The organism is Bacteroidota bacterium, from assembly GCA_020402865.1.
Classification (GTDB): Bacteria; Bacteroidota; Bacteroidia; order Palsa-965; family Palsa-965.
The window spans coordinates 1-12453 of the sequence record JADBYT010000023.1; the positions used below are offsets into that span (position 1 = coordinate 1).

Here is a 12453-nt window from a genome sequence, read left to right on the forward strand (position 1 = left end):
ACCGCCGCCGCCAACAACGGCAACCGCGACCTGATGAAACGCATCAACAACCGCCTTGGCTTCAGTGCCACTGAAAAAGCACAACTGGGCAGCGGAGTAGCCGTAGTGACTTTCACTATCGACGGCAACGGACAAATCAACATCCAGCACTGCGATGCCACCACCGAAGCACAAAAGCAGGCTGTAATTGAACGCCTCAATAAATTCTATGTACACAATGCACCCGTATCACCCGATGCCGTGTACATGATTAAAATAGACTTTACACAGCGCTGATTTCTGGTCAGGGCTACATCCCCGGAAACGGCTTCGTCAGGTTGGCGAAGCCGTTTTTGATTTTACCACGTAATCACAAAATCTTCTCTCACCTGTCCTTTCCTGAAAAACACCAGACCAAAATCAAACACATCAATCGTTACAGTAACCTGCGGATGTGCTTTTATCTCTTTCCAAGCCTCCTCCATTTCTGCCGACCAATGAATATCATCGAACACAAATACTGAATTTTCACGGGCAAAGGGCAGGCAGGCGTGAAAGTATTCGAGCGTGGGTTGCTTGCGGTGATTGCCGTCGAAATACACATAGTCCACGCTTCTGAGCGTGTGCAGCGCGGGCAGCAGTTCGTTTTCAAATGTGCCGTTACGCAGTTCGGTTTTCAGGTGTTGTTGTTCAAATACCGATTTTGCCATTGCCGAAATATTCGGGCAGCCTTCAATGGTAATGAACTTCGCATCGGGTGCGGCGGTTTGCTGATAGAGTGTGGTAATGCCCAGCGATGTACCCAGCTCAAGCATGGTGGCGGGCGCAAGATGTTTTACAAAACGATACAGAAACTGCCCCGCACGCGGCGATTTGGCGGCATTCCGGGCAATGTCGGCCACTACGCGCGGGCCTGAGGCTCCGGTGCCAAAATCAACCACATCAATTGTATCGTGGTTGTTGAGGCAAAGTGTGCGCCACGCCTCGGCCGGGTGCTTACTGAAATCGGCCCCGCGCTCCTCAGGAAAAACTTTGTCGTTGAGTGCATATACAAACGGCGAATGCACACCGTGACGGTTTTTTGCATCGCGCTTGTATATGAGCCATGCTTTTGCCCTGAACCAACCCGACATTGCGCAGCCTTAATTTGACAACACGGTGAATTCCGTGCGGCGGTTAATCTGCCTGTTCTCCGGCGTATCGTTAGCTACTTTCGGCTTGGTATCGCCGTAGCCTTTGCTCACTAAGCGCGACGCATGAATGCCGCCTTTTACGAGATAATCGAGCACGGCTTTGGCGCGGTTTTGCGAAAGGGTAAGATTGGCCGCCGAAGCACCCACATTGTCGGTATGTCCGCCAAGTTCAATGCGCATATTCGGGTTGGCATTGAGGAATGCAATAAGTTTATCCAGCTCGGCTTTCGATTCGGGACGCAAATCAAACTTGCCGGTTTCAAAGAATACGTTCTTCAGTTCAACCGTACCGCCCACTTCAATGGGTTGCATGGGCACATCGCGCTGCACCGGCTTTCCGGCTTCGGCAGCTGCTTTGAGCTGGAAGGTTTCGGAGAAAAATAAATAGCCCGCACTGCTTACATTGAGTGCGTAATTTTTATTTACCGGAATACACACCAGAAATTCGCCCGACACCGGATCCGAAACCGACGATGCAACAGTAATGCCTGTTTCCAGATCAATAAGCTCAAACGCAGCGCCAAGCGGCTTGCTGTTGCGCTTATTGTACACTTTACCTTTCATGTAGGTCACCTGCACGGGCTGCGCGGTTTTGGGCAGTTCAAACATGTAAATATCTTCGCAACCCAGCGTACCCGCGCGATCTGACGAAAAATAAGCGTAGTTACCTTTGCTGTTTACAATAAGTCCGCTTTCGTCTTTGAATGTGTTTATGGGATAACCGAGGTTTTCAGGCTTGCCCCAGTTTCCGTCGGGCATGCGGCGCGATACATAAAGATCAAGTCCGCCCATGCCGATGTGGCCGCTGGATGCGAAGTAAAGTGTCTGGTTATCGGGATGGATGAACACACCTTCTTCACGGCCGGGGGTGTTTATTACCTCGCCGAGATTGACAGGCTGCGTCCATGTGTTATCGGGCTGCAGCTGGCTCATCCAGATGTCGCCGTCGCCATAGCCGCCGGGTCGGTTGCTTACGAAGTAAAGTGTTTTCCCGTCAGACGAAAACGAAGGTTGTGATTCCCAATGGCGGGTGTTGAGTGGCGCGCCCACGTTGGTGGCGCGTGTCCACTGTCCGTTTACTTTTTTGGTAAAGAAAATATCACAGCTCCCGAAACCCATGCGGCCATTGCCGTAATCGCCGTATTCTTCGCAGGCTGCAAAAAAGAGGAAACGTCCGTCGGGCGAGAGGCTGGGGGCACCTTCATTGCGGTCAGAATTTACCATCGGGCTGAGGCCTGTGGCCACACTCCACTCGCCGCCGTTGTTGCGGTAGCTCACAAAGAAATCTTCCTGGCTCACGCGCATCACGCCGTTTTCATCGGCACGGCGGCTGTTGCGGGTAAAAAGGAACATGGATTCATCGGCCGTAATGTTGGGGAAGTATTCGCAATCGGCCCCGTTAATTCCGTTGCCGGCATTAACAGGATTGAACGGCACCGGTGTTTTCATGGCCTGTTCGGCAAAGTTGCAGGAAGCAATACCGTTTTCGGCTTTGTCGAAATACGATTGCTTTACCCCCGGCGGCTTACGGTTTATGAATTCCTGAAAATGCCTGCGTGCATCAGCATAGCGGCCCACTTTCATTTCTATGGTGGCGCAGTCGAAATAGCTGTACGAGCTCACATTCGGATTTACTGCAAATGCTTTGTTAAACGCATCTGCGCACTCAGCCCACTGCCTGCGTTCGCCATGAATGTTTGCTTTGAGAATATACGGCTCGGCAAACGTGGGATCAGCTTCCACCGCTTTGGCAATTTCTTTCAGCGCATCTTCGTACTTGTACGCATCGCGGTATTGCTGCGCCAGCCGGAACGCTTTTTCGGCTTTCTTGTTGGTGGTAGAAAGCGGCTGTGCGCGGCACGAGGTAAAGATACCGGCCACAGCAAGAAGGAGAATAAACAAATGTTTCACCATATCAGGGTATGTGCATGTATTTATGTGTTTGCAGCGACATGTTCCACTTCGGATGCTGCATTACGTAGTCCACAAGCTGAGGCATCATGCGCTCTGCGCGGCTCCATTCGGGCTGCAGAAAAAGCATGCAGCTATCCGGAACCAGCGCCGCATTTTCCTCGGCCCAGTTAAAATCATCATTGTTATAAACGATCACCTTCAATTCGTGTGCCCTTTTGTAGTTTTCGGGCTGCGGACGACTTGTTTTTTTGGGTGAAAGGCATACCCAGTCCCAGTTTCCGGTAAGCGGATAAGCTCCGGAAGTTTCAATGAACGTGGCAATGCCATGTTCTCGAAGCCGGGCGGTAAGGTAGTCGAGCTGAAAAGCAGAAGGCTCGCCGCCGGTAACTACCACGGCTTTGGCCGGATGTTTCAGTGCATTTTCCACAATCTGATCAGCCGGCGTGAGCGGATGCGCCGAGGCATCCCAGCTTTCCTTCACGTCGCACCAGTGGCAACCTACATCGCACCCGCCCAGCCTGATGAAATAGGCCGCCTTGCCGGTATGAAAGCCTTCGCCCTGAATGGTGTAGAATTCTTCCATAATCGGCAAAAGACGACCGGCATCCAGTTCGCGTTGCTGTTCGGGTGTTAATGAAGTGGGGGTAACGTTTCCGAGAAATTTCACTGAAAATGGCTGTTAATGGTGCGTAAAGGTACGCAAAAGGCAATGGCTGGCAGCCCGCAATGCTATTTCCATAATGCGCGGGGGCGTGAGAAGTTACAATGGGAAGTAGAAAGAAATAATTTGCGTTAAGTATTATTATTCACTACTTTTCGTGAAATAATTCTTTTATGGGGACTCTTCGAAAAAACGCAGTTGAGAACTGGATAACGGAACAACTTGCGAAAGGGAGATATAGTTTTACGCTTGATCAGCTGAGAAAAGCGTTTAACGGACATTCTCAAACAGCGATCAAGTTTGCACTTGTCAGACTCACGGAAAAAGGACGTATTCTGTCTTTTCATAGAGGTTTCTACATAATCATTGCACCTCAGTATAAGTCAAAAAAAATACTCCCCCCATCAATGTTTGTTGATGAGCTGATGAAGTCTCTGAATCGCCAATATTATGTAAGTCTTCTCAGCGCCGCTGCATATCATGGAGCGGCTCACCAGCAACCGCAAGAATTTTTTGTAACTACTACTCTTCCCGCCTTAAGACGAACTACTAAAAACGGACTGCGAATTAATTATATCGGCAAAAAACAAATATCAAGCGGGATGTACGTAAAACTAAAAACGGAAACCGGTTATATGAATGTCTCCACACCAGTACAAACAGCCTTGGATTTAATTCACTATTCCACGAGTATTGGGGGGATAAACAGAGCTTCTGCAATAATTCTTGAACTGGCAGATCTGTTCAAAGTAAGCTTGTTTACGGTCAGGCTAATCAAAAGCCAGCCTGTTTCATCTATCCAGCGACTGGGTTATTTACTGGAAAATGTACTGGATAAGCCACGTCTTGCCAATGCATTATATCGCTCGCTTATGAAAAGCAGAAAACGCTTTTATCGGATTCCGCTCAAAGGATCGGGAAAAGTAAAAGGATACCGCTCAGGCAACAGATGGAGAATAATTGTTAATATAAATATTGAAATATAACTATGATTCCGAGAGCATATATAACAGAATGGTCGGAGTTTGTACCGTGGCAAACAAACGAACAGATTGAACAGGATTTAGTGATTTGCAGATCACTTATTGAATTATTTACGGATGACTTTTTATTTGACTCTCTGGCGTTCAGAGGCGGAACAGCTTTACATAAGCTATACATCAAACCACAGCCCAGGTATTCGGAAGACATTGATCTGGTGCAGATCAAACCGGAACCGATTAAAAAAACTGTTCAACGAATTCAAAAACAACTTTCGTTCCTGGGCAAATCATCGGTAGAACAAAAGGCAAATAATACCACTCTTAAATTCCGTTTTGAATCTGAGTTCCCGCCTGTGCAGCAATTACGTTTAAAGGTAGAAACAAACTGCCGTGAGCATTTTACTGTGTATGGCCATCAACAGATACCATTTATTGTTAATTCATCGTGGTTTAGTGGATCATGCAATATTAAAACCTACTCAATTGAGGAATTGCTGGGCACAAAACTAAGAGCATTATATCAACGTCGAAAAGGCCGGGATTTGTTTGACTTGTATCGGGCAATTGTAAATTATCCGGAGCTGGATTATGATAAAATAATCTATTGCTACAGAATGTATATGAAGCATTCTGTTGACACACCTCCTACAGGAAAAATGGTAATAAAGAATATCGAACAGAAAATGCTGGATGACGAATTTCTGGGCGATACTCAAGCCCTGCTCAGACCCGACGAAGAATATAATGCCACTAAGGCTTTCGAAGTTGTGAATGAGAAAATACTGAGGAAATTACTTGAGAAATGAGGAAAGAAATATTTTGCGATAGGTATTGCTTTCTGCTACTTATCGCAAAACATTTCTCTCAACCGGCTAAAGCCATCAACTCTTCAAGTACCAGCCAGCTCAATAATCCTGCGCCGGTTTCGAGGGCGGCTTCATCAATGTCGAAATTGGGATGATGCACGCCGTGTGTAAAACGTCCGTCGGGTGAGGCGGTGCCGAGGCGATAAAAGCAGGCGGGCATTTGCTGCGAGAAAAAGGCAAAGTCTTCTGCCGTCATACGCAGGCTGAGTTCGGTTACATTTTCTTTGCCGAGATATTCTTCTGCAGCTGCACGGGCGCGGCCGGTAAGCGTTTCGTCGTTTACCAGAAACGGATAGCCGTGTTCAATGCGCAGTTCGCAACGGCCACCCATTTGCTGTGCGGTATCGGCTGCAAGCTGTTGCATGAGTGCATGTGCTTCTTTACGCCAGCTTTCGTTCATGGTGCGGAATGTGCCTTCGAGTTTTACTTCGGCGGGAATGACATTGGTGGCGCCTTTGCCTTCTATTTTACCAAAGGCCAGCACGGTCGGTGTTTCATGTGTTTGCGGCAAACGGGTGGCATCATTCATAAACTGTTCCTGCAGTTTAAGCAGTACGGCCGAAGCAATGAGCAGCGGATTTACATACTCGGCCGGCATGGCGGCATGACCTCCTTTGCCGCTTACTGTCATATAAAGTTCATCGGTAGAAGCCATGTACATGCCGCTGCGGAAACCTACTTTGCCCGCAGGCAGCGAGGGAAACACATGCTGCGCAAAGATGGCCTGCGGCTTGGGTGCATCCAGCACACCATCGCGGATCATTAGCGATGCGCCGCCGGGCAGAAGTTCTTCGCCGGGCTGGAAAATAAGTTTTACCGTGCCGCTGAATGAATTTCGCAACTGCTGCAAAATATGCGCTGCGCCCAGCAGGCAGGTAGTATGCACATCGTGCCCGCAGGCGTGCATCACACCCGGCACAGTTGAACGATATTCCGTGGTATTTGCCTCCTGAATAGGCAGCGCGTCCATATCGCCTCGCAAAGCGACCACATTTTTATGCGGATGAATACCTTCAATCAGTGCCACCACGCCTGTGCCTGAAAGGCGCAAGTAAGGAATGCCCATAGCCGCAAGCTGTTCTTCCACAAATGCGGCCGTGGCGTGCTCCTGAAACGAAAGCTCAGGGTGTGCATGCAAATGACGACGCATTACTGTAAGTTTAGGCAGGAGTGCTTTTGATGCATCCTGCACGGCCTGTTTTAATTCCTGCCTGTTCATATACGTTTAAAAATCGAGGCTGAAAGAGAGGTACATCTGGCGCGGCAATATCAAACGGTCTTCCACGCCCCAGGCCACATCAAACCGTACAAAATATCCCCAGATGCGGCTGCGTAATCCCCAGCCGAACCCGCCAACCAGCGGCTCCTTATGATTCTGAAGCACAACCACAATGGGGTTGCCAGGGGCACCAATGTAAGTCGTGTTTAACGAATTGCTCGGATCATACGGACTCTTGCCCGTCCATGCCGTGCCCAGATCGCCGAAGCCGATGATCTGAAAATTATTGATAAAGTCGCTGCGCAGCGGACGGTTAAGCAGGTATCGGAAAATAGGCATGCGCAATTCGGCATTGATTAATGCAAAGCTGTGCCCATTACGTATATTTTGCTGAAAGCCGCGCATGGGTGTGGCCAGTGTCTGATAGGCATAATTTTCATCAGGACTCACCCGCACACTCTGATCGAATTTCGGAAACAGCCAGTTATCTACGCCGCCCATGTAATACACCAGCTTTTCACGTCCGAAAGAAGTAGCGCCCGAAATCCGTGTGGCAAGAATAAACTCGCGGTGTATGCGCAGGTAATACCTGAAATCAACACCCACAGCATACAGATCATTCTTAAACCATCGGTTTGATTTTTTGTTTGCTCCCCAAAGACTATCGAGACCCTGAAAGGTTTCGGCAAACACTTTAAATCGCATTCCGTTGTATAGATTCAGTCCGCGTTTGATAGTATTATCATACACAAACTCCACTTTTAAATTCGCTGCATTGAAATACGTATTGCGCGCATTGAGTGACGAATTATCAACAGACTGCACCACGCGGCGGTCGTTGCGGTAGCCGGCCAGACCGCGAACGGACGCCACCTCGCTGATGGGCCATTTCACTCCATAACGCGCTTCTTGCGTGAGAATTTTCGAAGAACCACCGGTTCCATTCACACGCTGAAATGCCTGCCGGTGCAAAATCCATGTTTTGTCTAAACGCCGGGTGCGGTCTTCGTACATCAGCAGGTATTCGTTGTTTTGCAAACTGGCTGATAAACGTACGCCACCGGTGAGTTTACGATCTTCGAGCAAATCCGTGAGGCCGATTTTAAACAAACCGGTAAAACCAGGATTAAGATACACAGGCGAGTTACCGCCGGTGAAACGCTGATAGCCGATGTTGAGGAAACTGTTATCGAGTTGTGCCGTTAAATATTCAATCGAATATTGCACGTAGTAGTTACGCACGATGGGAAGCAGAAACGGATCCGGAGTTGATTTAGGAACGGAATCTGTTGCAGGTGTGGCAGTTTGCGGTACAGAATCTTTTACTGTTTTTGGCACCGGTTTGTTGCCAAAGGTGTAGTTGTTTATATCGATGAAAGAAGAATCGGAACGGGGAGTTGGAGCGGGTTCCAGCATTTGCATTTTCTGCTGGGGAATAAGCGGTTTGGGTGGATTGGCTTTGGCTATGGAGTCAATTTCGGCATCAATGCGGGCAATCTCAATTACACGGTCGCGGTGAATGGTGTTGCGCAGTTTTTGCGGCGAAAGTTCGGTAAAGCTTTTAAGCTGCTGCGTGTAAACATGCCATCGTCCGGAATGAAACACAATTTCGGCATACTGCCCTGAGGCCGGTGCCACATCATGCGCAACAATCGAATACTGATAATTGGTAACGGGCACTGCACGCGCAAAGTAACGGTAATGTGCAACGGTATCTACAAAGGCAATGGCGCTGTCGAAATAACCGACAAACCGGTTGCGCACACCATTCTGATCACTCAGGTAAGTAAAATGGGTATCGTCCCACGCCATAGGCTGTGTTTCACTCACACCGGGCGTGTTGGTAATACGACGCAACAATGGCGACCGCGTTTTTACATTGTACAAAAACAAATCGTACGTATGCAACTGTATAACTTCACGGCCTTTCACCGATGCCGTGAGCGAATCCGACACCCGGTTCGAACTGAACACAATACTTCGTCCGCCATCCACAAAACGCGGATTCAGATCATCGTACACATCTTTTGTCAGCGGTGTAATGGCTCCGCCCGAAATGGTATAAAGAAAAATATCAGTTTGACCATTCTGTACGGCCGACATGACAAACTGCGTCCCGTCTGGCGAGTAACTGAAGTCGATAATCTTTATAAAACTGTAAATCGGCTTTTCAATAATATCGCCGGTTTCGGGTTCGTAGATTACAAGAAATGTTTCGCCTGCTTTTTCATAAATCCACGAAAGCAATTTACTGCCGGGATGCCAGCTTACCAGCGGATAGGAATAGTCGTTAATCCGATCAATTTTGTGTCCGAGCTTGAGCAGGCGTTTACGTTTGCCGCTTTGCAGATCCTGCAGCCAGAGTTTTGTTTGACCGAGTTCGTTGGTGACATAGCAAATTTGCTTTCCGTCGGGACTGATGCGTGCCTGACTGTAATGATAGGCTGCTTTAGGCCTGGCAACAGGTTTTAATCCGCCCGGAAGTGTACGCGTAGTATCTTCACTCAGGTAACGTTCGCGAAAATACCCCTGCCATTCAATGGCCAGCACTTTCACGCTGGTGCCGATTACAAAGAGCATGGCACTTTCCACGTTGCGGCTCACGCGGGTCATGTACAGAATATTCGGAATAACACCGGGGCTGTATTTTTCGGAAATGTAATACCAGATAGAATGTCCCGCCAGCCGGGCGTCTTCGCCGGTGAGGTGATTGAACTTGCGGAAACGGCCTGTGAGAATACCATCACGCACGCGGCTGTCGATATCGGTATTCCATCCCTGCGCCACATAAGAAATCAAACCTTTGGTGTACCACTCAGGCAGCGAAAGCAGTGTGGAATTCTTAATCATGTCGCGGGCATTGCCGCCATACATCATCTGATTAAGAATAATCTCGGCAATGCCTGCACGAATCTGTTCTTCAAGCCTTAAATGATCACCTTCGTAGTACAAAAACACTTTGGTGCCGGCCAGCCGCGTGGTGCCACCCACATTGGCATTATCGTCGTTGGTGTACCCCGCATTGCTTTGCTTAAAATCTTCCTGCTTGTTGTACACCACAAATTCAATGCGGCTTTCGAGCGGATAGTCGAAAAAACGTTCAATATCGGCCAGGTGATTTTTTGCCGTGCGCGCCACATAAATAGCCATTTCCTTGCCGCCTGTGTTATAATACACATCGTATTTCGGGAAGCGCAGGTAATTCCACTTAAAGTCCTGAAACTGCAACCGGTTTTTTCCGAAATCAGTTTGCGAACCATTGTAAAACTGAGCTTCCGCCATAAACGGAAGTAAACAAAACAAAACCGGCAACAGAAAACGATGCATACGATTAAATCAGCTTGCGCGCCTGAATTATGGCTCGGCAGCTAAAGTTAAGGAAAATGCACTCCCGGCTGCCATGTTTTTTGCTTTTTGAACCGTAAATCCAGACTTGCCCCGAACGGTTATATTTGCAGCATGCTGCAGCTTAACACATTTGTCTTCAACCCGTTTTACGAAAACACCTATTTACTGTTCGACGATACTTCGGAGTGTATCATTATTGATCCGGGGTGTTTTAATGCTGATGAACAACAGGAACTGGCTGATTTTATTGAGAAAAACAACCTGAAGCCGGTACGGCTCATCAACACACACTGCCACCTCGATCATGTGCTGGGGAATCATTTTGTAAGCAGCCGCTGGAATCTCGGCCTGGAAATTCCGGTAAACGAGCAAAGTGTGCTTGACCGCTACGAACTCAGCTGTCAGCTATACGGTGTGCCGGGCGATTTACAGCCGCCGGTGGCAAAACATATTGAAGCACATGAGCACATTTCATTTGGCAATACCACGCTGGAAATCATTTTCGCACCGGGGCATTCGCCGGGACATTTCTGCTATTATCATGCGCCTTCAGCCACACTCATAGGTGGCGACGTACTTTTCCGCGAAAGCGTGGGGCGCACAGATTTGCCAGGTGGCAATACCGCACAACTCATGCAAAGCATACGCGAAAAACTTTTCGTGCTGCCCGAAAATACCACGGTGTATCCGGGGCACGGCCCGTACACCACTATCGGACACGAAAAAATACACAATCCCTTTGCCGGGAAGAAAGCAGGCTACTGATGCAGGAAACACCGCCGTCACACAACACACCAAGCCGGTTTGCATTGAAACCGGCTGCTGCGCATTTACTGTTTGCGCTATGCTGCGTGATATTCGTGGTGGCAAAACTGCCTTACCTGCAGTTGCCCTATTACTGGGATGAAGCCTGGGTGTATGCGCCGGCCATTCACGAAATGACGGCGGCCGGGCCTTCACTTGCACCCGATGCTATTCCGGCCGAACTTACGCGCGGACATCCGTTGCTGTTTCATTTTTTCGGCAGTCTCTGGGCGGGTATTTTCGGACTTTCGGAACTATCGCTGCATAGTTATGCGCTGAGTATTTCATTGCTGCTTTTGTGGAGTGTGTACCGCATACTCAGCCGCTGGTTTAACCTTACGGCCGGGCTGCTGGGTGTGCTGCTGCTGTGCGTGCAGCCCTTGTTTTTTGCACAATCGGCACTTGTGCTGCCTGAAGTTATGCTCTCGATGTGGCTGCTGCTTGCGCTTGATGCCTATGCACGGCAAAAATGGTGGCAGTATGCCCTGTTTGCGGCTGCCGCTGTACTCACCAAAGAAACTGCAGTAGCACTGTTTGCCGCGCTTTCGCTACATCGCTTTCTTTGTTTACTCAAACAACGAAACGAATTGAAAAAGCATTTGCAGATACTGCTTAAAATAAACAGTCCTGCACTTGTGTTTATTGCTTTTCTCCTCTGGCAGAAAGCGGTGCGCGGGTGGATGTTCTTTCCCTACCATCTCGAACTGATGCACCTGAAATTCTTTTTCATCAAGCATCAGTTTCTTCAATACACCAACTTCATTTTCATTTATCAGGGAAGAAACATTTTTGTAGCTGTGCTTGCCATCGCTGCTGCGCTGGGTTATTCCGGAAAATTTTCCCTTCAGCCGGCATCCAAAAAACTGCTTGCCGCATTTGGTCTTTTTGCATTGGTTTTTCTGCTGCTGAGTATAATTAATTTTTACTCCGGACGCTATGTGCTGGTGCTGATTGTATTGCTTGTAATCACCGTAGCAGCATTCATTTCATCGTTTAGCATACCCCGGTGGGTACTCTGGCTTTGTTTTCTTGTATTGCCGGTTCCCTCGCTTGTGAATCTCATCACCTATGCCGGCAAAGACGACAGCGAGCGAGGGTATGCCGATGCGGTACTGGTCATGCAGCAGGCCAGCCACTGGCTCACTTTGCCCGAACACCGCACACCTGTTTTATATGCCCCGTTTCTGATAAAAAATGCCTTGACAGACCCGAGGCAAGGCTATGTAGATGCCGCCTCAGTGCGTGCGAATGTGACAAGCGACAGAACCACTGCCGACTACATTGCATTAAGCAGTTTTGAAACCGGCGACGAAATGGAACTGCTGTTGAAAGACACGGCAAACTTCCGGGTGCTCGAAACATTTGAAAAAAACAACGTGAAGCTGATTATTGCTGCCCCCGTAAAAAAGTAAAGGGCCAGATACGTTATTATCACTACCACTTATTGCATTTTCAGTACCAGTTTATGAGAAATTGATCAGGTATG

The 12453-nt window shown here is 48.6% G+C and carries 10 protein-coding genes; 5 read left to right on the plus strand and 5 right to left on the minus strand.

The window, feature by feature from the left end:
• Positions 1 to 276: hypothetical protein (locus IM638_14935; GenBank protein ID MCA6364331.1), on the plus strand; the 276-nt coding region annotated here is incomplete at its 5' end.
• Positions 277 to 338: 62 nt separating this feature from the next.
• On the opposite strand, the gene IM638_14940 is transcribed toward IM638_14935, so the two are convergent.
• The 3 genes from IM638_14940 to IM638_14950 are packed head-to-tail and all read right to left on the minus strand — an operon-like array spanning position 339 to position 3669.
• Positions 339 to 1112, minus strand: coding sequence for a class I SAM-dependent methyltransferase (locus tag IM638_14940; GenBank protein ID MCA6364332.1), 774 nt, complete (start codon positions 1110 to 1112; stop codon positions 339 to 341).
• Positions 1113 to 1121: 9 nt separating this feature from the next.
• Positions 1122 to 3086 (minus strand): PD40 domain-containing protein, encoded by a 1965-nt coding sequence (locus IM638_14945; protein ID MCA6364333.1) that lies wholly within the window; start codon positions 3084 to 3086, stop codon positions 1122 to 1124.
• A 1-nt stretch (position 3087) separates the two neighbouring features.
• Complete coding sequence (locus IM638_14950) at positions 3088 to 3669, minus strand: 7-carboxy-7-deazaguanine synthase QueE (protein MCA6364334.1); 582 nt, start codon at positions 3667 to 3669, stop codon at positions 3088 to 3090.
• Positions 3670 to 3920: 251 nt separating this feature from the next.
• On the opposite strand from IM638_14950, the gene IM638_14955 reads away from it, so the two are divergent.
• The gene (locus tag IM638_14955; protein MCA6364335.1) at positions 3921 to 4733 is read left to right on the plus strand and encodes a type IV toxin-antitoxin system AbiEi family antitoxin; all 813 of its coding nucleotides are present in this window, start codon (positions 3921 to 3923) and stop codon (positions 4731 to 4733) included.
• A gap of 2 nt (positions 4734 to 4735) precedes the next feature.
• Positions 4736 to 5536 carry a nucleotidyl transferase AbiEii/AbiGii toxin family protein gene (locus IM638_14960; protein ID MCA6364336.1) on the plus strand — a complete coding sequence of 267 codons (801 nt, stop codon included), beginning with the start codon at positions 4736 to 4738 and terminating at the stop codon, positions 5534 to 5536.
• Between the two features lie 58 nt (positions 5537 to 5594).
• Here the strand turns inward: IM638_14960 and IM638_14965 are convergent, their stop codons facing one another.
• Both IM638_14965 and IM638_14970 read right to left on the minus strand, forming a co-directional pair.
• Positions 5595 to 6815: an amidohydrolase gene (locus tag IM638_14965; GenBank protein ID MCA6364337.1), complete on the minus strand. Its 1221-nt coding sequence runs from the start codon at positions 6813 to 6815 to the stop codon at positions 5595 to 5597.
• Between the two features lie 6 nt (positions 6816 to 6821).
• Positions 6822 to 10142, minus strand: coding sequence for a PD40 domain-containing protein (locus IM638_14970; GenBank protein MCA6364338.1), 3321 nt, complete (start codon positions 10140 to 10142; stop codon positions 6822 to 6824).
• Between the two features lie 132 nt (positions 10143 to 10274).
• Here IM638_14970 and IM638_14975 point away from each other — a divergent pair, with 132 nt between their 5' ends.
• Positions 10275 to 10928 carry an MBL fold metallo-hydrolase gene (locus IM638_14975; GenBank protein MCA6364339.1) on the plus strand — a complete coding sequence of 218 codons (654 nt, stop codon included), beginning with the start codon at positions 10275 to 10277 and terminating at the stop codon, positions 10926 to 10928.
• Positions 10928 to 12379 carry a glycosyltransferase family 39 protein gene (locus IM638_14980; protein MCA6364340.1) on the plus strand — a complete coding sequence of 484 codons (1452 nt, stop codon included), beginning with the start codon at positions 10928 to 10930 and terminating at the stop codon, positions 12377 to 12379. The genes IM638_14975 and IM638_14980 overlap by 1 nt, the downstream gene beginning before the upstream one ends.
• Positions 12380 to 12453 lie beyond the last annotated feature (74 nt).